Source organism: Dorea sp. YH-dor226 (assembly GCF_039832105.1).
Classification (GTDB): domain Bacteria; phylum Bacillota; class Clostridia; order Lachnospirales; family Lachnospiraceae; genus Dorea_A.
Window position 1 is genome coordinate 1 of the sequence record NZ_JBDOHS010000018.1, and the last position, 24,815, is coordinate 24,815.

The following is a 24,815-nucleotide window of genomic DNA, read 5'->3' on the forward strand; positions in this document are numbered from 1 at the left end:
CGCCCCATATCTGATGATTTATGTCAATTCAGAAACCATTCTGAATAATGACCGTTTTTTCTCTCCTTATATGAGGAGAGTTATCCACATCATAGAAAAAAATCATTTAACAATTACCTAATTCCCTTCTGATTATCGATCTCTGCCGTTCACATTCTTTCGGATATATGGCAATTCAAGACAAAAGCAGGTCAGATGACCATCCCATACCAGATACGGTTCCAACCTGCTTTTATTCATGCATATTCAATTCTTTTCTTTACGAATTAAGCCTGGTCATCCTCGCTGAAGAAATCGTCGTCGAAATCATCATCAAAATCATCTTCGAAGTCTTCCAGATAATCCGGTGTAAAGAAACAATATACGGCATAAGCAATACCTGCAACTGCTGCAATCGCACCTACAATAGCGAGAATCCAGAGAACGGTCTTTCCGTGCTTATCCTCTTCCTCTCTTTTGCTCATTAATTCACTCAGCTTTGATGCTGCAATAATATCCTCTACCTTACTCATGCTTCCACATCCTTTCTAATGCTCTCCGGCAATTCAATTATTGGTCTTATTATACCATCAACCCGGTCGGATTACTACAATTTTAATCAAAAAAACTATCCTTTTATTCCACTTTTATATCTTCTGCAGTCTGGCAAATGCTGCAAACATCTTCTTGGTTCCGGGGCCGTCAAAGTCAACCGTCACCTCATAATCTCTGCCGCCTTCCACAACTGCCAGGACCGTTCCTTCCCCAAACTTGATATGGCGCACACGGTCTCCCACGCCGTAGTCCAGTTTTCCTCCCTTCGGTGTTCCAAAACTCTGTGTCGGCTTCACTGCTGTAAATGCTTTTGCACGGAAAGCTTCTCTTGCCTGCACATAAGCTGCCTTTTTCACTTCTTCCTCTTTTTCTTTCTGAAATACAGCACCTGTTGACAGAAGTTCCATCGGAACTTCTTTTAAGAAGCGGGACATCTTGTTATACTGTGTCTCTCCGCGCACCATTCTCCGCCTTGCGCAGGTCATTGTCAGTTCTTTTTCAGCTCTTGTGATTCCCACATAACATAAGCGCCGCTCTTCTTCCAGTTCTTCCGGATCATCTGCCGTGATCGTCATATAACTCGGAAACAGTCCGTCTTCCATACCCGCCAGATACACATGCGGAAATTCGAGTCCCTTTGCACTGTGAAGCGTCATCAGCACCACATAATCCGAATCTTCATCCAGACTGTCAATGTCAGCCACAAGCGCCACTTCCTCCAGGAAACCGCTTAAGGTTGCCGGTTCATTCTGATCCTCACACATCTCCTCATAGGCCGCGATCTTACTTCGAAGCTCATCGATGTTCTCAATCCGGCTCTGTGATTCTTCCGGGTCTCCTTCTCCCAGCAGAGACTCTACATATCCGGTCTCTTCGATGATCTCCTGCATCAGATCCGAGATACTAAGATCCTTTGCATCTGCCTTAAAATGCTCGATCAAAGCCACAAACGACTCAAGTTTTGAGACACCTCTTCCGATATTCGGAATCAGATCTGCCCCTTGCAGAGCTTCATAAAATCCCAGTTCCCTGGAAGCTGCATATTCCTGCACCCGGTTGATACTGGTCAGTCCGATTCCACGCTTCGGAACATTGATAATTCTCCGGACAGCCAGATCATCCTTGCCGTTATCCACCGTTTTCAGATAGGACAGCAGATCCTTGATCTCCCGTCTGGCATAGAAGTTGATTCCTCCTACAATCTTATATGGAATGTTGGCCGTCACAAACTTTTCTTCAAACATACGGGACTGCGCATTGGTGCGATACAAAATAGCATGGTCATGATAAGATCCGTCTCCCTGATCCACATGATCCCGGATATCCTCCGCTATGTACTCCGCCTCATCATACGCCGTGTCAAACTGACGAAACTGTATCTTATCCCCTTCCCCGTTATCGGTCCAGAGTGTCTTATCTTTTCTCCCCCGGTTATTACGGATCACTGCATTGGCAGCGTTCAAAATATTGCCGGTGGATCGGTAGTTCTGTTCCAGTTTGATCACCTTTGCATCTTCAAATTCCTGCTCAAAATTGAGAATATTTTTGATATTGGCTCCCCGGAATTTATAGATCGACTGGTCATCATCACCAACCACACACAGGTTCCGGTATCTGGAAGCCAGCAGCTGAATCAGGCGGAACTGTACCGTATTAGTATCCTGATACTCATCTACCATGATATATCGAAAGCGTTCCTGATAATACTCCAGAACATCCTTCTGTGTCTGGAATAACTGAACCGTTTTCACCAGAAGATCATCAAAGTCCAGAGCATTATTGGCCTTCAGCTGTTTTTCGTATTCTTCATACACTTCTGCGATCTTTCGCCTGCTGTAATCCCCTTCCGCCTGCAGGCGAAACTCCTCCGACGTAATCAGCTCTTCTTTGGCATGAGAAATGGCCGCCATCAGAGCCCGTTCTTTATAGATCTTCGTATCTACCTGAAGAAGCTTACATACATCTTTCATCAATATCTTCTGATCGTCTGTATCATAGATCGTAAAATTCGTATCGTACCCAAGAAGGCCGATATGTCTTCTCAGAATCCTCACACACATGGAGTGAAATGTACTGACCCAGATACTTTCAGAACCATATCCTACCAGACGGTCCACTCGTTCCCTCATCTCTCCGGCAGCCTTGTTGGTAAATGTTATTGCAAGAATGTTCCACGGATTGATGCCTCTTTCTTCGATCAGATACGCGATACGGTGTGTCAGTACACGGGTTTTTCCTGATCCCGCTCCCGCAAGTATCAGAAGCGGTCCTTCCGTATGAAGCACCGCCTCTTTCTGCTGTTCATTTAATGTGTCATATATGCTCAATCTTTTTGTTTCCTTTCTGTATCTATACCTTTTCTATTCCTGTTCCCTGTTCTTTTCTGTCATATAACGGTGTTCCTTTGCAATCTCTTCCTGCAGCTCCAGAGATGTCCAGCTTCTGTTGTTCGGTGTGACCATGGCTTTCAGATCCACCTTCACTCCCTCTTTTCGCATCAGGAACAATGCTTTATCCAGCATTTCCTCCGTTGCCGCATTCATGACGAGCATCTCCGTATCAAATCCAGCGCCTTCATAATCAGCAGACACTTCTTTTTCTTCATCCATTCCAACCAATATTCCAATCGGCTTCAGGTACTCCTTCTTTTCCACATGGCGGACTCTATATCCCAGATATCCAAAGATCATAGTGACCTTTTTCCCTTTTTTGGTGCCCTTCAGGTTATAACATAATACTGTCGATTTCATCTCAGATATCCCCTTTTTTTTCGAATGTCTGTTTCCATTATAGTTGCTTTTCACCTGTCGCGCAATATAGATTTTCGGTTCCTGCAGTGAAAAAAGCAGGACTGTTGCAATATCTATGTATTACAACAGTCCCGCTTTTTTCATGCGCTAATCGCATTTCCTGTATACAGATGGTAGTATCTTCCCTTCTCCTCGATCAGTTGTTCATGTGTTCCCCGTTCAATGATTCTTCCCTGCTCCAAAACCATGATACAGTCAGAATTTCGTACAGTTGACAGGCGGTGCGCAATAACGAATGTGGTTCTTCCGTGCATCAGCTTATCCATACCTTCCTGCACGATACGTTCGGTTCTGGTGTCAATAGAACTTGTCGCTTCATCCAGAATCAGTACCGGAGGATCTGCAATTGCCGCACGCGCAATTGCCAGGAGCTGTCTCTGTCCCTGACTTAAGTTAGCCCCGTCTCCTGTCAGCATCGTATCATATCCATTAGGGAGCCTCCGGATAAATCCGTCCGCATTAGCCAGTTTTGCTGCTGCCTCCACCTCTTCATCGGTGGCATCCAGCTTGCCGAACCGGATATTCTCCTTCACGGTTCCGGTGAACAGATGTGTATCCTGCAGTACAATTCCAAGAGATCGTCTCAGATCTCCCTTCTTGATCTTATTGATATTGATTCCGTCATAACGGATCTTTCCATCCTGAATATCATAAAACCGATTGATCAGATTGGTAATCGTCGTCTTTCCGGCTCCGGTGGAACCAACAAAAGCAATCTTCTGTCCCGGCTCTGCATACAGTTTTACATCATGCAGTACGATCTTATCCGGATCGTATCCAAAGTCAACCCCGTTAAAGACTACATCCCCCTTCACTTCCACATAATCTACGCTTCCATCTGCCTGATGTCTGTGTTTCCACGCCCACCTTCCGGTTCTTTCAGGACACTCTGTCAGTTGCCCGTTCACTTCTTTTGCATTGACCAGAGTCACATACCCCTGATCCTCTTCCACTTCTTCATCCATCAGGCGGAAGATTCTGTCCGCACCGGCCATAGCCATGACGATCGAGTTCAGCTGCATGCTGACCTGATTGATCGGCATGCTGAAGCTCTTATTAAAGGTCAGAAAGCTTGCAAGTCCGCCGAGTGTAAAACCTCCGATATGATTCAGCGCAAGTGCCCCTCCGACAATCGCACACACAACATAGCTGATATTTCCGATCTGTGCATTGATCGGCCCCAGAATATTGGCATAAGTATTCGCTCTGTCCGCACTGATATACAACTGATCATTCAGTTCTTCAAAAGCCTTTTTATTCTCTTCTTCATGGCAGAATACTTTAACTACCTTCTGCCCATTCATCATTTCTTCAATGTATCCATTCACAGCTCCCAGATTCTTCTGCTGCTGCAGGAAATATTTTCCGCTTAATCCCGCCGCTTTTTTCGAACAGAACACCATGATACCCACCATACATAGCGTAACTATGGTCAGTGGAATATTCAGGATTAACATACTGACAAACACACTCACAATTGTAATCACACTGCTGATCAGCTGCGGGATACTCTGACTGATCATCTGCCGGATCGTATCAATATCATTCGTATAGACAGACATGATATCACCATGCGCATGTGTATCAAAGTAGCGGATCGGAAGCTTTTCCATATGGGCGAATAATTCATTTCGCAGATTCCGGAGCGTTCCCTGTGTCACATTTACCATAATCCGATTATATGAATAGGTTGCAAGCACACCGATTGCATAGAACGCTGCCACTTTTACAATTGCATGGGCAAGCGGCGAAAAATCCGGATGATCCGTAAGAAGAAATGGAGTAATATATTCATCGATCAGATTTTTGGTAAACATGGTTCCCTGTACATTGGCTATAACACTGAGAATAATCAGGAGCACAACAGATATACACCGGAATTTATAATACTGAAGTACATACTTCATCAAACGTACAAACAATTTCCCAGGATTTTTCACCTGCGATTTCACACCTCGGGGTGTACGATTCATCGGTCCTGCCATAATTACTCACCTTCCTTCTCATCAAAATCTCCACCGCCCCTGGTCTGTGATTCATAGACCTCACGGTAGATCTCATTGTGTTCCAGTAACTCCTCATGTGTTCCGAATCCATTGATTCTGCCTTCTTCCATTACAATAATGCGGTCTGCATACTGAACACTGGAGATTCTCTGCGCAATGATCAGCTTGGTCGTATCCGGGATCTCTTCCCTGAATGCTTTTCGAATCTTTGCATCCGTCGCCGTATCGACTGCACTGGTACTGTCATCCAGGATCAGGATCTTCGGTTTTTTCAAAAGTGCTCTCGCAATACAGAGTCTCTGCTTCTGTCCTCCGGAGACATTGGTTCCTCCCTGCTCGATATGTGTATCATATCCATCCGGGAACCTCCGGATAAATTCATCTGCACAGGCCAGCCTGCAGGCTCTCATACACTCTTCATCCGTTGCATCCTTATCACCCCAGCGAAGATTATCGAGAATACTTCCTGAGAACAGTACATTGTTCTGCAGGACAACGGACACCTGATTGCGAAGTGCTTCCATATCATATTCTCTGACATCTTTTCCTCCCACCAGGACCGCTCCTTTTGTCACATCATATAACCTGCTGATCAGATTCACCAGACTTGTCTTGGCACTTCCGGTTCCACCGATAATTCCGATCGTCTCACCGGAAGAAATTGACAGATTAACATTCTTCAGCACCGGCTCTTCACTGTCTTTTTGATATGCAAAATCCACATCCCTGAATTCAATACTGCCATCAGCAACTTCCATAACCGGATGTTCCGGATTGGTAAGATCGCAAGTCTCATTCAACACCTCTGAGATTCGACGTACGCTTGCAATACTCATGGTGATCATGACAAATACCATGGACATCATCATCAGACTCATCAGAATATTCATACAATATGTAAGCAGACTCATTAATTCTCCGGTCGTCAGTGTAGAAGCTGTGATCATCTTCGCTCCGATCCAGCTGATCAGAAGGATACAGCTGTACACGGTAAACTGCATCAGTGGTGCATTGTATACGAGATTCGTCTCTGCCTTCACAAAGATGCGATAGATATTCTCACTGGCCTTCTGAAACTTCGTAGTCTCCTGTTCTTCCCTGACATAGGCCTTTACCACACGAATGGCTGACACATTTTCCTGTACCGACGCGTTCAGATCATCATATTTTGGAAATGCCTGCTGAAAATACCTGGATGCATTCCACATAATCGTAAATAAGATGGTTCCCAGTACGATGACTGCAATCAGATAGATCATCGCCAGCCTTCTGTTGATCGTAAATGCCATGAACATGGCACAGATCAGACTTGCCGGCGCTCTGGTAAACATACGCAGGATCATCTGATATGCATTCTGGACATTCGTTACATCTGTCGTCAGACGTGTGACCAGACCTGCTGTACTGAATTTATCAATATTCGAAAATGAAAAGGTCTGGATGTGATTAAACATTGCCTCTCTTAGATTTTTTGCCAGACCTGCCGATGCTTTTGCACCGAACTTTCCTCCCATCGCTCCTGCAAATAATCCAACTGTGGCAGCTACGATCATAATCCCGCCGATCCTGTAAATATGACCAAGATCTCCTGCATTTACTCCATCGTCAATGATAGACGCCATAAGATAGGGAATAATCATCTCCATAATTACTTCCAGAATCATAAACATCGGTGTTACTACAGATGCCCTTTTATACTCTTTCACTTCATTTAAAATCGCTCTAATCATCAGGTTCCTCCTTCCCTTCGCCTTTCCCTGTATATTTCTCAACATTATCTGTAATTTTACGGATCACCTCATAAAATACCCGAAGCTCCTCCTCAGATATCCCATCAGTCAGTTCCTCTTCAATATGATCAATCATTTTTTCGATGGTTTCATGGCTTTCGATACCTTTTTCAGTCAGAAGCACCTTTTTCAGTCTTGCATCCGCTGCGACTGACTCACGCCTTACATATCCCTTTTTCTCCATCAGCTGAATCAGATTAGTCACCGTAGATCTTCTCACAGAGAACATCTTCTCTATATCCTTCTGATATACATCTTTCTCTCTGTTGTGATATAGATATCGTATGATCCATCCATGCATCATTGTAACCTCATCCAGTCCTGCCTCCTTTACACGCATCGTCAGATTTCTGGAAAGCTTACGGTCTAATCTGTGAATATCCGGTCCGATTCTTTTATCTTCCAGTTTCATATCTCATCCTCTTTTCTCATCTTTCATCTATTACTCTTCTCAAATTGTTAGTAATCGAATTGTTAGCTTCCAAACATATTCTATCATGATATTATTGTCTGTCAAGTAACATATGATAAAAACGTTCTCTCAATTACAGATCCAAGAAAAAAATCACTTGTCATATAGTTTTAAAAACTATATAATAGTATCATTGAGGTGATTCTATGACAATTGATACAAAAGACTTACTGAACAGCATATTATCCAGCATCTCCCGAATTGAATATGTGAAACCGAATGATATTCCAAATATAGAACTTTATATGGATCAGGTAACTACTTTTATGGAAAAAGAGCTCAGTTCTACCAAACGTTATGAGGAAGATAAGATTCTGACCAAGACCATGATCAACAATTATGCAAAAAATAATCTTCTTCCGCCTCCGGTAAAGAAAAAGTATTCGAAAGAACATGTTCTGGTCATGATATTTATCTATTATTTTAAGAATTTTCTTTCTATAAAAGATATCGAAACCATGCTGGATCCTATTACTAAAAAGTATTTTGATAACGAAAAGGATTTTTCTATCACATCTATCTATGAAGAGGTGTGTGAACTTGAGAAATCCAGAATTCCTGAATTTCAAAAAGAAATTATCCGTTCCTACAATTCTGCGCACAAATGTTTTGAAGATGCTCCGGAGGAAGAACGTGATGAACTTCAGCTCTTTGCATTTATCTGCAATCTGAGTTTTGATATCTATGTAAAAAAACAGATCGTGGAAAAGCTGCTGGACAGTCAGCTTGCATCCTCTGATACGGATAATAACGGCACAAAGAAAAAGAAATAAGGCGATGCCTTATTTCTTTTTTATTTATATACATATTCTATTGTTCATCTTCACTGTTCTTGTTGATTCGTGCGAATACCATGTCATATCCGTCATTTCCATAATTCAGAGAACGATTTACCCTGCTGATGGTTGCTGTCGAAGCACCGGTCTTCTCTGCAATTTCAAGATAAGTCTTATGCTCTCTTAACATCTTTGCTACTTCGAATCTCTGTGATAATGAGAGCAACTCATTAATTGTACAGATATCCTCAAAAAATGTATAACATTCTTCTTTATTTTCCAGACTAAGTATGGCACTAAAAAGATAATCTACTGCCTCAGTCCTGATTTTTTTACTCATACCACTATCTCCTTTTGTAACAAAATCATTACTGTTACATTTTAACACAGTAAATTTGCAAAGTCTATAGTTTTTTGCCATGTTTTACCGAGGCCTTTAATCTTTCCATGGTTACATTGGCAACCAGTTCTTCCGGAAACTCACATTCTTCCAGGGCTTTGTAACAATACTCATAACCGGCAACATCCACATCTACATGTGCATCACTTCCGAGAACGATCATTGCTCCCTGCGCCTTACATTCCCGAAGCATTTCCTGACAGTTTTCCCATGTGTTTTTTCGAAATCCATCCGGGCGAAGCGAAGAATTATTCACTTCCAGAAGTGTACCTGTTTCTTTTGCCTTTTTCACAAGCAGTTTCATATCCACGGGAAGTCTGCCGTCATCCGGATGGCCAATGATGTCAATATAATCAGCCTCCATTGCATTCAGATAAGCCTTCGTAATCTTTTCTTTTGTCTTTTCCCCGCTATAACAGGGCAGATGAATGCTGGCAATGATTAGATCCAGCTCTCCTGAAAGCCTTGCCGGAAGATCCACCTCTCCCTCTTCGTTCAGAATATTCAGCTCTGCTCCCATCAGAAGTTCTACTCCGTACCGCTGTCTCGGCACGATATGCAGATTCTGAAAATAATACAGATGGCAGCTTCCCGGCATACCAGGCGCATGCTCTGTGATCGCCAGCCCTTTCAGTCCTTTCTCAGCCGCTGTCCGCGCCATCTCACAGATCGTACTGTATGCATGACCGCTGACAAGTGTATGTGTATGTGTGTCAATCTCGATGTTCATATTCTGTCCTTCTTCCTATTCCTGCTCAGTTCTAAACCCACGGAAACATTATACAGTATAAATTCTGCTTTTTCTACACATTTTATTCCTGAACGGAGGTGATAAGATTGAAAAAAAAGAATTCCGACATCATTGAAGACTTTGATTATCTTTCCAACGCAGCTTCTTCCCAAGACTGTACCGGACTGATCCCTGCAAACCCGGTCTCTGATGCAGAACTCGAATCCTATGAAGATCTGTATCATTTTCTGCCACCGCGCGGACACGTTTCCACCGTCCATCCGGGAAACAAATACAGCCAGAAGGCAGATCCTTCAGACCTTTCGCACAAACACCGGTAATCACGATATTTTTCTTGACATCCACCCTTATCATGGATACTCTAAATATGGATTATAATTATTGATATGTATGAGAGGTGGAATCCATGAAAAAAATACTAATGATAGCGACCGGAGGCACCATCGCCTCCAAAGAAGGTTCTCTTGGGCTGACACCGGTTGTAACCGGGGAAGAACTGGCTGCCAGCGTACCGGGAATCAGGAATCTGTGCAGTCTGGAAGTTCTCCAGCTGATGAACATCGACAGTACCAATATGCGGCCAAGGCAATGGCTTCAGATCCGTGACTGTATTATGGAGCACTATGACGCATATGATGGATTTGTCATTCTCCATGGTACAGATACCATGGCATATACAGCTGCCGCACTCTCCTATCTGATTCAGGACAGTATAAAACCCATCGTACTGACAGGTTCTCAAAAGCCGATGGCCAATCCCTATACGGACGCCAAGATCAATCTGTACCAGAGCATTCTCTATGCGTCAGACGATGCATCCTGTAATGTCTGCATTGTATTCAACGGAAAAGCTGTGGCAGGAACCCGCGGCCGCAAGCAGCGCACCCACAGTTTTGATGCATTTGAAAGCATGAATTTTCCGGAACTTGCGGTCATCCGTGACAACCGGATTATCCGATATTACTCAGAGACTCTTCCGGCTCCGGAAGATCTTAAGACCTACAGTCAGCTCAATGACCGTGTCTTTGTATTGAAGCTGACGCCTGAAGTCAAGGCTGATATTTTTGAACTGCTGAGCAGTCACTATGATGCAATCATTCTGGAAACTTTTGGAATCGGCGGCATACCGGAATACGATGATTCATTCGAGAAAGCAATCTTTTCCTGGGTAGATTCCGGAAAGACCATTGCCGTCACTACCCAGGTTCCGGAAGAAGGATGCGACCTTGCAGTCTATCAGGTCGGCAAAAAATACAGCGACCATCCCGGCATCCTGCAGGCAGGCGATATGACAACCGAATCCATCGTTGCAAAGCTCATGTGGGTACTTGGACAGACCGATCAGCAGGATATTATCGAACAGCTTTTCTACAAAGAGATCAATCACGACCGGGTATAGTCTCCCTGTTCCACTGCCTGTTCAGCTTTTTCTTTTTATAAAAATAGTACGGGATCAAAAACAGCGCGGTAGCCGCCCATGCCAGTGGATAACTGATGATGATCGTTGAGATATCCTTATGGATCGGCGTCATAATAAGAATCCACGGCAGACGGACACCAATCACTCCGCCTGTAGTAATCAGCATCGGTACCATGACATCTCCGATTCCTCGAAGTGCACCGGTAAATATCTCTACAAATACATAGATAATATAACTTGGTGTAATGCGAATCAGAATGTATACGCCGATGTTGATTACATTTTCATCCGAAGTAAACATCACAAAAAGAGGTCTTGCAAATATAATCAGAATCAGCAGGATCCCTCCGCATATTCCCAGGCTCATTCCCAATGATACACGTACACTCTTATAGACTCTCTGAAGCTTTCCCGCTCCATAATTCTGTCCGGAAAATGTGGTGACCGCAATTCCAAACGCACCGCTTACCGCCCAGAAGATCAGATCCATCTTTCCAAATGCCGCCCAGGCAGCAGTCGTATCCGTTCCCAGTTCATTCACCGCGGTCTGAATGATAATATTCGTCAGTCCATACATACAGGAAAGCATTCCTCCGGGGAGCCCGATGCGAAGCTCCGACCCAAGGGTCGGGCCGTCCAGACGTATTGCGCGAAGTTCCAGCCGAAGCGCATCATAATCTCTCATCAGAGAACGAGTCACCAGACAGGCACTGACACTCTGCGACAGAACTGTTGCAAGCGCTGCTCCCGCAATTCCCATATGAAGCACAACCACAAGAAGAATATCCAGCAGAATGTTGAGCACACAACAGACGATCAGATAATAAAGTGGTTTTTTCGAATCTCCGATTGCCCGCATAATTCCAGACCCCATATTATAGATCAATGTAAATATGATCCCCAGAAAATAGATTCGAAGATACAGGATCGAATCATTCATGATCTCTGACGGTGTCTTCATCACAGTCAGAAGCCATGGAGTCGCAAACCATCCAAGAAATGCAAGAACAAGACTTACAATTATCGAAAATGCATATGCTGTATGCAGTGCCCTGTGAAGTTTTTCTGTATTATTCGAGCCAAAAAACTGCGAAATTACAACCGTTGCACCGGAAGCAAGACCCGAAAAGATCATCACTACCTGATATGTAAGAACAGCCGATGAACCACCGACACTTGCCAGCGCCTCCTTCCCGATGAATCTTCCGACAATGATTGCATCCGCCGTATTATACAGCTGCTGAAACAAAGTTCCCACAACGATCGGAAAGAAAAAGATCAGCAATTGCTTCCAGATGATTCCTTCCGTGATCGGATTATTCACATTTATATTTTTTTGTTCTTCTTTTTTTGCAGCAGTATTCCCCAACATACCACACACATCCCCCAATCTATAGACATCTTCTTTTTCCATTGTAACATAGGTCTTATTTCTTTTTCATCATATTCCTCGTATCTTTTTCACCATATTTCTTTCCGGGAATATAATATACCGTTAAGTGTAATACAGATCAAAGCTGTCACTCTGGTCTGTACAGAAACATATCAAGGAGGACCTTATGAAAAAGAAAATGCTGTCCATACTTCTGACGACCGCTCTGCTGCTGGGAATACTCACTGCCTGCACTTCCACCGATACAGCAAAAGAAACTTCCGGATCCGGTTCGGAAAAAAAGACTGCCTCTGATTTCTCACAGGAATTAAAAGAGGTGACTTTAAACGAAGTAGCACACTCCATCTTTTATGCCCCGATGTATGTAGCGATTGAAGAAGGGTACTTTGAAGAAGAAGGAATCGAATTAACACTCGTGACCGGCTTTGGTGCAGATAAGACAATGACTGCTGTACTTTCCGGAAGCGCAGATATTGGCTTCATGGGCTCCGAAGCGTCCATCTATACCTACAACGAAGGTGCCCGCGACTATGTCGTCAACTTTGCACAGTTGACACAGCGCGCCGGAAACTTCCTGGTCGCAAGAGAAGAAATGCCTGATTTTACATGGGAAGACCTGAAAGGAAAATATGTACTGGGAGGGCGGAAAGGCGGGATGCCTGAAATGGTATTTGAATATATCTTAAAACAGAATGATATTGATCCTTCCACAGATCTTGAGATTGACCAGAGTATTGATTTTGGCTCAACTGCCGCTGCATTTTCTGAAGGAAAAGCAGATTTTACCGTTGAATTTGAGCCTGGTGCAACCAACCTGGAAAAAGAAGGAAAAGGCTATGTCGTTGCCTCTCTTGGAACTGACAGCGGTTATGTTCCATATACCGCGTTTTCTGCCAAAAAAAGCTATATCGAAAATAATCCTGACATCATCCAGGGATTCACCAATGCAATTCAAAAAGGAATGGATTATGTCCAGACACATACGCCGGAAGAGATCGGAGCCGTCATTGCTCCCCAGTTCAAAGAGACAGATCTTGACACGATCACCACAATCATTACCCGATACTACGATCAGGATACCTGGAAAGAGAATCTGATCTTCCGGGAAGAGAGTTTTGATCTTCTGCAGGATATCCTGGAAGAGGCCGGAGAGCTTACCACACGTGCACCTTATGAAGATCTTGTAACTACAGAATATGCAGAAAAAGCAGCCAGATAATTCTCCAAAGAAGGGATTGTTGCAAAATACCTTTGTATCATTTTGATATTATGCAATTTTCACAAGAAAAGCTGAGGTAAGCGACTCAGCGTCGAAGCGTTCTTGTAAAAATTGCATATAACAGAATGAAAACAAAAGATTTGTAACAATCCCTTTTATGAATCCAACTGCCTGATAATATAATTTTTCACTTCATCTTTCGGTATATCCAGAGCTGTCGCCAGCTCGCCATACAGAAAACGTTCTGCCATACTCAGATATTTTTCATCAATATTAATTGACTTTTTCCCTGATGACAGTCTCTTTAGCTTTCGCTGGTATGATGTTTTTATGATTGCGACCCACTCTCTGCATTGATTTTTCATCAACGCCTCCCGGTACAGCTCTTCTCTTTTTTTCTCATTTTCAACCCACAAGGTATCAATACCGGGCATTTCATCGATCAGCTTCCGGGCTTCTTCACCTGTCAGCACTGCCCGAACCTGCCGTCTCACATTGTCTACCGGTGTATATAATGTTCCTCCCACATCATACAACGGTCGTAAAGTATAATACTCTTTTCCCTTATCTGAACAGCTCATATTAAGCGGTCCAATATTCATTACCTCACAGACACCTTCTTTATAATGCGCAACATAATCACCTATCTTGAACATATTTACCTCCTGTCTGTTCCTCGTTTTCCCAGTCAGTCAATCCGATCTCTTTTTTCAGAGATCAGACAACCTAACAACCTACATATTTCATTATATCACGCTGATTTTTTTGATGTAAGGAAAATTTATACCTATATATGAAATTTTTTATACATTTCTTCATGAAACTCTTTTTTTCTGAATATAATCAACCCAGTCAGAAATAAAAGGCTGCATCCCACACAGATAACGGCTGGCGTCCGAAAGGTAATGACCTGAAATGCCAGAAGTACAAAAGGAACCAATATAGAATATACCGATGCCATCACATAATATATCATGTACTCTCTCGGCGAATGTGAATAGATTCTGGATATGATGAGCATGGAGAACTGTATTAATATGCAGATACTCGGGACTGCAAAATCAACAGACCATCCCCTCCATCCGGTCGCCCTGTCCCAGAGGATACAGCCAACCGTGACGATCAAAAGCTGCCAGGTTGCATTTTTCAGAAGATTATAACGCTTCAGATATCCTACCGCCATCGTAATCCACATACTGAGACTTCCCGCTGCCACAAATCTTGACCAGTATCTTCCGGGTGACAGGATCACATTTGCCATAATACTGATGATGACTGCCGCGATACAGCAATAAGAAAATATCTGAAAAAACTTTCGGCCTTCATAATTCGGCCTCACTTTTTCCGGGAATTCCGGTTCAGTCATATGTACAGCAATTCCCAGATCTTCCAGAATCCGGTAGAAATTACGCTGTATGTTAGAACTGTCATAGCGCGAGGTAAAGCCAAACGACAGAACATCCCCGAACGAACATACACACAGTTCCGTGCGATTAGTACTGGTATACACTCCAAACCGTTCAATATACGGAGTATACGCATCAGGCATCTTCACCGCACCCATATTGGAAAGAACTGCTGTCACTTCTTTTTCTGCCATTTTGGCCCCGGCACGGATACACCGGTTTTTCAATTCCAGAGGAGCCCATTTCAGAATCTTATGTTTTTCATAGGCAATCAGCTCATTCATACGTCCAGCCATATTCTCTTTTGACAGATTCTCTTTAAAATATTCTCTGACCGTATTCAATACATCCTCAAATGAGTCCTGTTTTGTACCAAACTGATATCCCGGCTCGATATAACTGAAAAAATTCAGCATAGAATCTGATGGAAAGATTTTTCTCAGATTGACCGGAACCATCAATATGACCGGCCTTTTTTCCTGAATTCTGCTCATTTCTTCATGTATCGCACTGATAAACGCTGCCGTAAGAAGGACGGACACGGATACCCCTTTTTCCCGCGAAACATCAAGAAGTTCTTTTACCGACACATGGCTTTCCTTCACCTGCAGAGGCTCATACTCTCCCCTTCTCTTTCTTATCTGATATGCATGATTTTTCTTTTTCTTTCGTCTCTGGAGATCCGGATTATAATACCTGCTGAAGCTGTCATCTTCCTGATCTTTGACCGTCAGGTACGCATCTGTAAGTTCTGCCTTTTCCAGCCCCTCCTCTTTATGAATCAGATACAGATAATTTTTTACCAGTTCCCGCAGAAACTCTGTTGCACCGGTCCCATCCGTCAATGCGTGAAACACTTCAAAATTAATCCGCTTTTCATAATATGTCACTTCAAAAAGCAGGGTTTTCTTATCACGCACATACAGACAGCTGCACGGCTCCTTATATTCTTCCCGTACGACCGGTCTTAATTCACTTTTCTCCAGATAATGCCAGAACAGCCCTTTGCGCATTACAGACAAAAAAACCGGATACTTCTCAATCGTCTGATTCAGCGCCTCCTGAAGGACTTTTCCATCCACTTTCTCTTTTAGTACGCAATAAAATCGAAAAACACGTGTATCTTTTGGGCTGCTGGCTGCTGAAAACAGCTTTGCCGCATTATCCAGGCTTCGCCAGTACGCCCGTCTCTGTTGAAACAATGTTTTAGTCCTCCCCTAAAAACTGATTGATGATCTGAAAGCTTTCTTTTACATGATAATAACGGATTCCCAATGCAAAATATCCGTGAAGAGCGTCCGGAATCCGATGGATCTCCACATCATTTCCTGCTTCTTTCAGCCTTCTTCCGTATTCCTCCCCTTCGTCTCTGAGTGGATCATATTCTGCGGTCAGAATCAGTGTTCTCGGCTGGTTCCTGTAATCTGTCTCTAACAAAGGCGCAAAATATTTATTTTCTTTATCCCCTTCATCCGAAGCATAGAAATTGAGATAATCCCGCATTTTTCCAGCTGTAAGAAGATAATCACTCCCACACTTCTTTACCGACTCATACGGAGAATTCTCACTGTAATCGTTGTTTAGCGCAGGATAGATCAATATCTGACGCTGTGGGAAAAAATCTCCCTTATCCCTTGCCATCAATGATACCGCCGCCGCCAGATTCCCTCCGGCACTGTCTCCGATCAATGTAATCTTATCCGGATCCATATTCAGGAGAAAATGATTCCTGTAGATTTCTTTTGCCGCAACATAGCAATCATTCAGCCCCGTTGGAAATGGATGCTCCGGAGCCAGCCTGTAACCAACAGACACCACTATATGATTGGTTGCTGCTGCCATTCTCGCACAGATACGTTCATAATTATCTATGCTTTCCGTAACCCATCCGCCTCCGTGAAAGAACAACAGTACCGGAAGCTTTCCGGACACGGCTTCATCCGGGAGATAAAGGCGTACCGGCACCTCATAATCTCCATTGTATATCTTGTAATCGATCGTTTTATGAAAGATCTTCAGTGGGTCAATGGCCTTGAGATTCGCCAGGTGTCTGGATGCTTCCACTTCGATTCCGTCAAAAGAAAGCGCCTTCAATACCTTCCGCATTGATTTATTAATTGCCATATCACTCTCCTGCCATTTACCGAATATATCCTTCTTCATATGCCATTGCTTTGCTGTATGCATAGAGTTCCGCAAACGTTGCCTCCTTATAAGGAGCAACATAGAATATTCCTGCAATGCCGCATGTAATCACACTGAGAAGATCCCAGCCGATAAAGGACAATGACAGTATAAATGTCTCCATCTTCTGGCCGTTCATCATTCTCTTACTGATTGCAAACACTTCTTTATGATCCATTCCCGGATTCTCAGCCAGAATATACGGAACCATCAGATATTCATAATATTTTATGATTCCCGGAACGATCAGAAGGAGCGACCAGAGTATCGTATACAGTTCTCTTAAAAACATGGTTAACACTACATTCCCATAGTTTCCGGATTTAAAACCATCCAGAACTACCCCGACAGATGGTGTTCCTTTCTTATTTAATACAAAGAAACGTTTTCCGCCCATTTCGATTACCGTTCCCACAAAGATGGCAAGCAGGATACCGACTATCGTTCCCGCAATCAGCACGCCACCGGTCAGAAGACCGAAAAACGGCACCTGAAACGAGAGATATTCTCCGGTCATTCCACTTCCTTCACTGTAATAACTGTAATTCTGAGATACTCTTCCTCCTGCATTTCCTGAATTCAGAAGCGTTGTTACGATTGACATAATAAAAGCAACTCCCACACACGGCAGATAATTCCTCTTAAAGGCAATCTTACCATTCATTTTTAAACGTTCTCGTGTCCACATATTCTTTTCCCCCATTCCTGTAATTTACAATCTCTTCTCCTGTTCCTGAATTCTTTCGTTCAGATCATTCAGATAGACCCATCGATCCATCTTTTCTTCCAGAGCCGTTTCTTTCTCTTCCTTTTTCTGAACAAGTTCATTCAGTTTCGCAGAATTTGTCGCGTTTTCGGCAATTTTCTGATCCAGGCATTCAATCTCATCTTCCAGAGCTGCAATCTCGTCATCGATCACTTCAAATTCTTTTTGCTCCTTATATGAAAACTTAAGCTTTGTTGAAGGCTGTTTCCATGCCTTCTTTGCCGCAGAATCCGTTTTTTCTGATTTCCCCTGCGGCTTCTCTGAGATTTCTTCTGGTTTTTCCAGTTCCTTTCGTATCAGATAATCAGAATATCCACCCTCAGACTGACGGATTGTTCCGTTACCTTCAAACGAAAAAATCCGGGTTACGGTTCGATCCAGAAAATATCGGTCATGAGATACGATGATGATGATTCCGTCAAAATGATCCAGATAATCTTCCAGAATCGTCAGCGTCTGAATATCCAGATCATTCGTCGGCTCATCCAGTATCAGCACATTCGGCGCCTCCATCAGAACACGCATCAGATATAATCTTCTTCTTTCTCCTCCCGACAGCTTCTCAATCTTCGACCACTGCATCGCTCCGTCAAACAGGAAACGTTCCAGCATCTGTGAAGCGGTAATTCTGCCCTCGGAAGTTGCAATATACTCTCCCGCTTCTTTCACATAATCGATCGCTTTCATGGATGTATCCATGTATTCATTTTCCTGAGAAAAATATCCGATCCGAATCGTCTGTCCGATCTCAACCCGTCCGGTATCCGGCGGAACAATTCCGTTGATGATCCGAAGAAGTGTTGACTTCCCGCATCCATTCGGTCCGATAATACCAATTCTGTCATCTCGCAAAAATATGTAATTAAAATCCTCAATCAGTTTTTTCTGATCGTAAGATTTGGATATATTCTGAAGCTCAATTGTCTTATTTCCCATTCTGGATGATACAGAATCCAGCACAACTCTTTTTTCTTCCTGAATATCCTTCATCTCCTGCATCGCTCTGATCCGGTCAATATGTGCCTTTTGTTTCGTGCTTCTGGCTCTTGCTCCCCGGCTCAGCCATTCCAGTTCTGTCCGCAGCAGGCTCTTTCTCTTACGTTCCGTTGCCAGTGCGATATTCTGCCGTTCTTCTTTCAGACGTACGAATTCCGAATAATTTCCCGGATAACTGTATAATTTCCCCTGATCCACTTCCAGAATCCTGTTGGAAACACGATCCAGAAAATATCGGTCATGTGTTACCATGAGAATCGCTCCCCGAAACTGAATGAGATACTCCTCCAGCCACTCTGACATCGCATTGTCCAGGTGGTTTGTAGGCTCATCCAGCACCAGAATATCTGCAGGTGTAAGAAGTGCGTTCACAAGAGCAATCCTTTTTTTCTGTCCTCCGGACAGATGCTCCACATGTTCATCATAATCTGTAAAGCCCAGTTGATTCAGCATGGATTTCGCATCTGCTTCGATCGTCCAACGATTCATTTCATCTATATTTCCCTCAACTGCAGCTCTCAGGACCGTTGTACCCTCTTCAAATACAGGAGTCTGCGGAAGATAACAGATCTTTACCTGGCTCCCCATGCTGATCTTTCCGGAATCACAGGGTTCTATACCGGCTGTCACCTTAAGAAGCGTTGATTTTCCCATCCCATTGATTCCGATGACCCCGATTTTTTCATTCTCATTAATGCTGAAATCCACATCATCAAGCAGCACTCTGTCTGTATACGACTTGGTAATATGTTCCATTGTAAGTAAATTCATAATCCATGTTCCTTATCTCTTTGCTTCTGCATTGTTTTCATCGCGGGTGAATATACCCGGATAATAATATTATATTTACTTTTCTCTACACCTGCAATATCAGAATTCTTACTTTATTATGAACACAGCTACCATACCCAGGCATAAAAATGGTCCCAGTGAAAAGATGGTATTTCGACCGGCTCGTTTTACAATCAGCAGATACAGACAATACGCACCTGCACTGAATATTGCCGGAACTACGGAAGCAAGAATTTTTTCCGCTCCCAGAAAGCATCCGCCGGCCGCCATCAGCTTCACATCCCCTCCTCCAAATGCTCCGGGATACAATGTTGTGATCAGAAGCATCGGGAAACTGACACAAACTCCTCCGACAAGTCGTGAAAAAAGTGTAACATTATTCATCACCGGAATTGCCAGTATGGAAAGTATCAGAATTGCAGCAATCCATTCATCATCGATTCTCTGATATCTCAGATCTGTATAGGAAACCCATAACAGGACTGCAATAAATGCTATATGAAACACGATCTCCATATTCTGTCGCAATCCATCCATCATCCTTTCTACTTATGATCACAGGCGGGTGTTCATATATTCTTTTCGTATCTCCTCAGGGACCAGCATGCCACCGGTCGCCCACACGATATGAACGGCATGTTCCATCTGTGCTTCCAGTCCATGCTTCTTCAGATAATCTCTTGTTGCTTCCGCCTTTTCCAACCGGACCGGACCTTCAAATGCAGCACAGGAACTGGGCTCTATAAAGATATCTTCTGTGTTTACCAGTGCTCGCATATATTCATACAGCCACCGGTCATCCAATGTAAATTCTCCGCTCAGTATCGGTTCCATTACTTTCCCGACAAAACCGGATGGACGGCCTACCGCCAGTCCGTCTGCATGCGTCTGTCCCGTCAGGCCAACATCCTGCACGCAGATCCGGCTGTGAAGTCCTGTTGCCATCCCCAACACCATACAGGGTGCCTGCGTCGGCTCAACAAAAAACACGTGAACATTATCACCCCATATCTCCTTCAATCCATAAGTAATTCCTCCCGGGGCCCCACCGACACCACATGGGATATATACGAATAACGGATGCATTTCATCAATCCGGATCTTCTTTTCATCAAGCTGCCGCTTCAGACGTCTTGCGGCTACTGCATACCCCATAAACAGATTTTTGGAATTCTCATCATCCACAAAGTAACTTTTCAGATCCATATCAGATTCTTTTCTTCCATTCTTCACTGCCTCACTATAATCCGAATCATATTCTATCACCGTCACACCGTGCCTTCTGAGCATATCCTTCTTCCATTGTTTTGCATCAGAGGACATGTGCACGATTACCTGATATCCGACGGCTGCACTGGCAATTCCGATACTCAGTCCAAGATTACCGGTAGAACCGACCTGGATCTTATACTGCCGGAAGAATTGCCTGCACTCTTCATCTGCAAGTCTGGAATAATCATCCTGCTGTGTAATAAGTCCCTCCTCCATTGCCAGATCTTCGGTATGCTTCAGAACCTCATAGATTCCACCTCTTGCCTTGACAGATCCTGCAACTGCCAGATGACTGTCCTTTTTTAACAGTAATGTCCCTCTGACTGTTCCTTCGTTCGCCTGATTCAGATACGCCTGCATTCGGGATATCTGCACAAGTTCAGATTCAATCAGCCCCTCTTTTTCCTTTGTTTCCGGGAAACATTTCATAATAAACGGGGCAAAACGATTCAGTCTGGCTTCAGCATCATCAATCTCTTCGCCTGTGACGCCCAGATTATTCATCGCTTCTTTCCATGGCTTTTTCTCCGGGTTCACCCATGTAATTTCTTTTGCATCTGCAATATCCTGTACAATCGAATCATTCATATACTTTTTCTCCATGATCTTCTTCTCCTTCCTCCTGCATTTTCAGAAAAAAGAAGGACTGCCGCAAAATGTAGATACAACTATATTTTGCGACAATCCGCCGTTCATACATACATCTCCTGATATTATTATATTTTACAGGAATATATATTTCAATATAAATAAAATTGCGAGAACATACATCAATACACTGATCTTCTTATCTTTTGCTTTTCCGGTGATCAGATTTAAAACAACATAAGCGATAACGCCCATGGATATACCTTCTGATATACTGTAGAAGAATGGCATTGCAATGATACAGATGTAGCATGGAAGTGCCTCTGCAATATCTCCAAAATCAATGTTGGAAACATTTGTCAGCATATAAAATCCTACAACGATCAGTGCCGGTGCAGTTGCAAATGATGGGATTGCAAGGAATATTGGTGACAGGAACAAAGCCAGTCCGAAAAGAATCGCTGTCGTTATTGCTGTAAGACCGGTTCTTCCTCCTTCTGTTACACCTGACGCACTCTCTACATAAGTAGTAGTTGTCGTAGTTCCAAATACAGCTCCTGCAGTCGTTGCAATGGCATCCGCAAGAAGCGCACCTTTGATATGTGGAAGTCTTCCCTCTTCATCCAGCATGTCTGCCTTAGAAGATACGCCAATCAATGTTCCGATCGTATCGAACATATCAACAAATAAGAAAGCAAAGATAACCACTATAAAATTAAGAGAAAATACTCCTGAAAAATCCAGTTTCGCAAATACAGGAGCAATGCTCGGAATTGCCAGACCGTTGCTGAAGTCCGGAAGCAGACTATAGAATCCAAGTTCCGGATTCGGAACATAGATTCCTGCAAACTGACAGATGATTCCAAGTGCCCATGTAATCAAAATACCCCATAAGATATTACCCTTGATGTTTTTGATTACAAGAATACCTGTGATCACAACACCGATTACAGCCAGTAACACCGTAATTCCCACGTTATTAAACGCAGCTTCCACTCCATTCACAGAATTGTATCCTTCTAACGAGAACAACTCCACCAGTGTTGCACCGCCAATTACAATATTCGCGTTCTGAAGACCGATAAATGCAATGAACAGACCTATTCCCACGCTGACTGCTGCCTTCAGATTCTTCGGGATTGCATTAAAGATTGCTTCACGAACATTGGTCAGAGACAGAATAATAAACACAATACCTTCCACAAACACAGCCGTTAAAGCAACTTCCCACTTATACCCCATTCCGAGAACGACTGTATAAGCAAAATACGCATTCAGACCCATTCCCGGTGCCAGCGCAAACGGGTAATTCGCCAGCAAAGCCATCATCAGTGTACCGACCAATGATGCAAGCGCCGTTGCTGTAAATACTGCTCCCTGATCCATTCCTGCTGCAGCAAGAATACTTGGATTGACGGCCAGTATATAGGCCATTGTCATGAACGTTGTGATTCCGGCAAGAACTTCTGTTTTAACATCTGTACCGTTCTCACTGAGTTTGAAAAACTTTTCTAACATGTGATTTCCTCCTTCATGTCACTCATTATATATTCGATAACAATCTCATTCTAACAAAACAGACCCGTAAAGTAAACGGGTCTGTTTAGAAAATCACTGTATTTCTCTGATCTTTTTCCGAAGTGCAAGTACCTGATTTGGCGCAACAGATAACTCATCGATTCCCATCTGAATAAATTGTTCCGTTAATTCCAGATCTGCTGCAAGATCTCCACATATGCCAATCTTCTTTCCTTCCAAATGAACATTATTGGTAATGATACGAATCATCTTCAAAAGTGCCGGATGATGTGGATCATACCATTTTTCCAGCCTTGCATTTGTGCGGTCCATTCCAAGCGTAAGCTGTGACAGATCATTCGTGCCGATACTGAAAAAATCCACTTCTCTTGCAAGCTCACCACTGATCATAACCGCTGCCGGCGTTTCAATCATAACGCCTACAAATATCTCTTCGTTAAACGGTATCTTTTCATCTTTTAATTCTTTTTTTACTCTCTCCAGTATCCGCTTTGCGCGTACCACCTCGTCAAGTGAAGTGATCATCGGAAACATCAGCAGGACATTGCCGTATGCCGATGCACGAAGAACTGCACGAAGCTGTGTCTTAAATATCTCTTCTTTATCAAGCGACACACGGATTCCACGGTAACCGATCGCCGGATTTGCTTCTACTCCAAGATCCAGACACTCTGCCGTCTTATCTCCTCCGAGATCCGCAGTTCGGATTACAAGCTTTTTGGTTCCCATCGCTTCTGCCGCCAGCTTATATGTCTGAAACTGCTGCTCTTCTGTAGGCAGCTTGTTACCGTTTTCCATATACAGGAATTCACTCCTGAACAGTCCAATGCCTCCGGCATCACAGCGAAGGACATTCTCGATATCTTCCCTTGTTCCGATATTGGCATAGACATCTATTTTCTGTCCGCTCTGCGTAATATTTTCTTTTCCTTTCAGACGTTCCAGGTTGACTACCTGTGTATGGTTTTCATCCTGTCTCTGTTTCATCTTGGTGATCGTTGTATAATCCGGTTCAATATATACTTTTCCATCAAATCCATCAATGATGATCGTCTTGCCTTCATATTCTTTCTTCAGAGACTCTCCTAACCCGATGACCGCCGGAATTCCTTTCGTTCTGGCCAGAACTGCTGTATGTGAATTAATGGTTCCGTAACGTGTCACAAACCCGAGAACCTTTGTCTTATCCAGCTGAACAGCTTCACTTGGATACAGTTCTCCCGCAGCAAGTACAAACGGCTCATCCATCAGCATCCGGTCTTTCCATGCTCTCGACAGGATACGAAGGACTCTGGTCACTACATCCTTGACATCTGCCTCATGCCCCTGCACATAACTTTTATCATTCTTGATCGCATATGTGATATAATTTTCTGCTACATTCTTAAGTGCATATTCTGCATTCAGTTTCTGTTCTACAATAATTGCCGTTACCTGACTGATAAAATCCTGATCCTCCAGTATCATCTGCTGCATCTCAAAAATAGTTGCATTCGCCTCACCGACTTCCTGCGTCGCAGAATCATAGAGATCCTTCAGATCCTGAATTGCTCTCATTCTGGCTTTCTGGAAACGCATCACTTCTTTTTCTACATCTTTTACATAAATACGACGTATCTCTTTTGTATCTCTTTTATAGAAGCTGATCTTTCCGATCGCAATTCCTTCCGATATCTTTTTCCCCGTCAATGTTATCATAAT

The 24,815-nt window shown here is 43.4% G+C and carries 22 protein-coding genes; 4 read left to right on the top strand and 18 right to left on the bottom strand.

Annotated features, from left to right (window positions below):
* Positions 1-266: 266 nt before the first annotated feature.
* The 6 genes from ABE547_RS12590 to ABE547_RS12615 all read right to left on the bottom strand — a co-directional run bounded on the left by ABE547_RS12590 (position 267) and on the right by ABE547_RS12615 (position 7,552).
* Positions 267-512, bottom strand: a complete 246-nt coding sequence (locus ABE547_RS12590; protein WP_347379112.1) for a DUF4366 domain-containing protein — start codon at positions 510-512, stop codon at positions 267-269.
* A 114-nt stretch (positions 513-626) separates the two neighbouring features.
* Entirely contained in the window at positions 627-2,861 is a 2,235-nt protein-coding gene (gene pcrA, locus ABE547_RS12595) for a DNA helicase PcrA (RefSeq protein ID WP_347379113.1), read from the bottom strand.
* Between the two features lie 33 nt (positions 2,862-2,894).
* A complete protein-coding gene (locus tag ABE547_RS12600; protein WP_347379114.1) occupies positions 2,895-3,284 on the bottom strand; it encodes a DUF3783 domain-containing protein in 390 nt (129 codons plus the stop codon).
* 140 nt (positions 3,285-3,424) lie between these two features.
* Positions 3,425-5,329 (bottom strand): ABC transporter ATP-binding protein, encoded by a 1,905-nt coding sequence (locus ABE547_RS12605; RefSeq protein WP_347379115.1) that lies wholly within the window; start codon positions 5,327-5,329, stop codon positions 3,425-3,427.
* A 2-nt stretch (positions 5,330-5,331) separates the two neighbouring features.
* Positions 5,332-7,080: an ABC transporter ATP-binding protein gene (locus ABE547_RS12610; RefSeq protein ID WP_347379116.1), complete on the bottom strand. Its 1,749-nt coding sequence runs from the start codon at positions 7,078-7,080 to the stop codon at positions 5,332-5,334.
* Complete coding sequence (locus ABE547_RS12615; RefSeq protein WP_347379117.1) at positions 7,073-7,552, bottom strand: MarR family transcriptional regulator; 480 nt, start codon at positions 7,550-7,552, stop codon at positions 7,073-7,075. Before ABE547_RS12615 ends, ABE547_RS12610 begins: the two co-directional genes overlap by 8 nt.
* A 206-nt stretch (positions 7,553-7,758) precedes the next feature.
* On the opposite strand from ABE547_RS12615, the gene ABE547_RS12620 reads away from it, so the two are divergent.
* Positions 7,759-8,385, top strand: a complete 627-nt coding sequence (locus ABE547_RS12620; protein WP_347379118.1) for a DUF1836 domain-containing protein — start codon at positions 7,759-7,761, stop codon at positions 8,383-8,385.
* 37 nt (positions 8,386-8,422) lie between these two features.
* On the opposite strand, the gene ABE547_RS12625 is transcribed toward ABE547_RS12620, so the two are convergent.
* Together ABE547_RS12625 and ABE547_RS12630 are read right to left on the bottom strand one after the other, a co-directional pair.
* Positions 8,423-8,728: a YerC/YecD family TrpR-related protein gene (locus ABE547_RS12625; protein WP_235250553.1), complete on the bottom strand. Its 306-nt coding sequence runs from the start codon at positions 8,726-8,728 to the stop codon at positions 8,423-8,425.
* Between the two features lie 64 nt (positions 8,729-8,792).
* The gene (locus ABE547_RS12630) at positions 8,793-9,518 is read right to left on the bottom strand and encodes a phosphatase (protein ID WP_347379119.1); all 726 of its coding nucleotides are present in this window, start codon (positions 9,516-9,518) and stop codon (positions 8,793-8,795) included.
* A gap of 98 nt (positions 9,519-9,616) precedes the next feature.
* Between ABE547_RS12630 and ABE547_RS12635 the strand changes: the two genes are divergently transcribed.
* Both ABE547_RS12635 and ABE547_RS12640 read left to right on the top strand, forming a co-directional pair.
* Positions 9,617-9,859 (top strand): hypothetical protein, encoded by a 243-nt coding sequence (locus ABE547_RS12635; protein ID WP_347379120.1) that lies wholly within the window; start codon positions 9,617-9,619, stop codon positions 9,857-9,859.
* Positions 9,860-9,945: 86 nt separating this feature from the next.
* Positions 9,946-10,938, top strand: a complete 993-nt coding sequence (locus ABE547_RS12640) for an asparaginase (RefSeq protein WP_235250557.1) — start codon at positions 9,946-9,948, stop codon at positions 10,936-10,938.
* Here ABE547_RS12640 and ABE547_RS12645 read toward each other — a convergent pair.
* Positions 10,919-12,331: an MATE family efflux transporter gene (locus ABE547_RS12645; protein WP_347379121.1), complete on the bottom strand. Its 1,413-nt coding sequence runs from the start codon at positions 12,329-12,331 to the stop codon at positions 10,919-10,921. The genes ABE547_RS12640 and ABE547_RS12645 overlap by 20 nt on opposite strands.
* Before the next feature lie 187 nt (positions 12,332-12,518).
* Here ABE547_RS12645 and ABE547_RS12650 point away from each other — a divergent pair, with 187 nt between their 5' ends.
* Complete coding sequence (locus ABE547_RS12650; RefSeq protein WP_347379122.1) at positions 12,519-13,571, top strand: ABC transporter substrate-binding protein; 1,053 nt, start codon at positions 12,519-12,521, stop codon at positions 13,569-13,571.
* A 155-nt stretch (positions 13,572-13,726) separates the two neighbouring features.
* Here the strand turns inward: ABE547_RS12650 and ABE547_RS12655 are convergent, their stop codons facing one another.
* From ABE547_RS12655 to ptsP, 9 genes are all read right to left on the bottom strand, one after another.
* Positions 13,727-14,227 (bottom strand): CarD family transcriptional regulator, encoded by a 501-nt coding sequence (locus ABE547_RS12655; protein WP_347379123.1) that lies wholly within the window; start codon positions 14,225-14,227, stop codon positions 13,727-13,729.
* Between the two features lie 131 nt (positions 14,228-14,358).
* Positions 14,359-16,179 carry a DUF6320 domain-containing protein gene (locus tag ABE547_RS12660; RefSeq protein ID WP_347379124.1) on the bottom strand — a complete coding sequence of 607 codons (1,821 nt, stop codon included), beginning with the start codon at positions 16,177-16,179 and terminating at the stop codon, positions 14,359-14,361.
* A gap of 4 nt (positions 16,180-16,183) precedes the next feature.
* Entirely contained in the window at positions 16,184-17,101 is a 918-nt protein-coding gene (locus tag ABE547_RS12665; protein ID WP_347379125.1) for an alpha/beta hydrolase, read from the bottom strand.
* Between the two features lie 16 nt (positions 17,102-17,117).
* Complete coding sequence (locus ABE547_RS12670; protein ID WP_347379126.1) at positions 17,118-17,849, bottom strand: DUF975 family protein; 732 nt, start codon at positions 17,847-17,849, stop codon at positions 17,118-17,120.
* 24 nt (positions 17,850-17,873) lie between these two features.
* Positions 17,874-19,694: an ABC-F family ATP-binding cassette domain-containing protein gene (locus ABE547_RS12675; RefSeq protein WP_347379127.1), complete on the bottom strand. Its 1,821-nt coding sequence runs from the start codon at positions 19,692-19,694 to the stop codon at positions 17,874-17,876.
* A 108-nt stretch (positions 19,695-19,802) separates the two neighbouring features.
* Positions 19,803-20,243, bottom strand: coding sequence for an A24 family peptidase (locus ABE547_RS12680; RefSeq protein WP_347379128.1), 441 nt, complete (start codon positions 20,241-20,243; stop codon positions 19,803-19,805).
* A 27-nt stretch (positions 20,244-20,270) separates the two neighbouring features.
* Positions 20,271-21,590 (bottom strand): D-serine ammonia-lyase, encoded by a 1,320-nt coding sequence (dsdA, locus tag ABE547_RS12685; protein ID WP_347379129.1) that lies wholly within the window; start codon positions 21,588-21,590, stop codon positions 20,271-20,273.
* A gap of 120 nt (positions 21,591-21,710) precedes the next feature.
* On the bottom strand, positions 21,711-23,093 hold the full coding sequence (locus ABE547_RS12690) for an NCS2 family permease (RefSeq protein ID WP_347379130.1): 1,383 nt from the start codon (positions 23,091-23,093) through the stop codon (positions 21,711-21,713).
* A 93-nt stretch (positions 23,094-23,186) separates the two neighbouring features.
* Complete coding sequence (ptsP, locus tag ABE547_RS12695; RefSeq protein ID WP_347379131.1) at positions 23,187-24,812, bottom strand: phosphoenolpyruvate--protein phosphotransferase; 1,626 nt, start codon at positions 24,810-24,812, stop codon at positions 23,187-23,189.
* Between the last annotated feature and the right edge of the window lie 3 nt (positions 24,813-24,815).

What these genes read in the sequence shown, in the direction of transcription:
- ABE547_RS12625 (WP_235250553.1), bottom strand. Translation starts at nt 8,728, where the DNA reads ATGAGTAAAAAAATCAGGACTGAGGCAGTAGATTATCTTTTTAGTGCC.
- dsdA (WP_347379129.1), bottom strand. Translation starts at nt 21,590, where the DNA reads ATGGAGAAAAAGTATATGAATGATTCGATTGTACAGGATATTGCAGAT.
- ABE547_RS12645 (WP_347379121.1), bottom strand. Translation starts at nt 12,331, where the DNA reads ATGTTGGGGAATACTGCTGCAAAAAAAGAAGAACAAAAAAATATAAAT.
- ABE547_RS12590 (WP_347379112.1), bottom strand. Translation starts at nt 512, where the DNA reads ATGAGTAAGGTAGAGGATATTATTGCAGCATCAAAGCTGAGTGAATTA.
- ABE547_RS12615 (WP_347379117.1), bottom strand. Translation starts at nt 7,552, where the DNA reads ATGAAACTGGAAGATAAAAGAATCGGACCGGATATTCACAGATTAGAC.
- ABE547_RS12690 (WP_347379130.1), bottom strand. Translation starts at nt 23,093, where the DNA reads ATGTTAGAAAAGTTTTTCAAACTCAGTGAGAACGGTACAGATGTTAAA.
- ptsP (WP_347379131.1), bottom strand. Translation starts at nt 24,812, where the DNA reads ATGATAACATTGACGGGGAAAAAGATATCGGAAGGAATTGCGATCGGA.
- ABE547_RS12630 (WP_347379119.1), bottom strand. Translation starts at nt 9,518, where the DNA reads ATGAACATCGAGATTGACACACATACACATACACTTGTCAGCGGTCAT.
- ABE547_RS12675 (WP_347379127.1), bottom strand. Translation starts at nt 19,694, where the DNA reads ATGAATTTACTTACAATGGAACATATTACCAAGTCGTATACAGACAGA.
- ABE547_RS12655 (WP_347379123.1), bottom strand. Translation starts at nt 14,227, where the DNA reads ATGTTCAAGATAGGTGATTATGTTGCGCATTATAAAGAAGGTGTCTGT.
- ABE547_RS12640 (WP_235250557.1), top strand. Translation starts at nt 9,946, where the DNA reads ATGAAAAAAATACTAATGATAGCGACCGGAGGCACCATCGCCTCCAAA.
- ABE547_RS12670 (WP_347379126.1), bottom strand. Translation starts at nt 17,849, where the DNA reads ATGTGGACACGAGAACGTTTAAAAATGAATGGTAAGATTGCCTTTAAG.
- ABE547_RS12600 (WP_347379114.1), bottom strand. Translation starts at nt 3,284, where the DNA reads ATGAAATCGACAGTATTATGTTATAACCTGAAGGGCACCAAAAAAGGG.
- ABE547_RS12610 (WP_347379116.1), bottom strand. Translation starts at nt 7,080, where the DNA reads ATGATTAGAGCGATTTTAAATGAAGTGAAAGAGTATAAAAGGGCATCT.
- ABE547_RS12620 (WP_347379118.1), top strand. Translation starts at nt 7,759, where the DNA reads ATGACAATTGATACAAAAGACTTACTGAACAGCATATTATCCAGCATC.
- ABE547_RS12605 (WP_347379115.1), bottom strand. Translation starts at nt 5,329, where the DNA reads ATGGCAGGACCGATGAATCGTACACCCCGAGGTGTGAAATCGCAGGTG.
- ABE547_RS12665 (WP_347379125.1), bottom strand. Translation starts at nt 17,101, where the DNA reads ATGGCAATTAATAAATCAATGCGGAAGGTATTGAAGGCGCTTTCTTTT.
- ABE547_RS12650 (WP_347379122.1), top strand. Translation starts at nt 12,519, where the DNA reads ATGAAAAAGAAAATGCTGTCCATACTTCTGACGACCGCTCTGCTGCTG.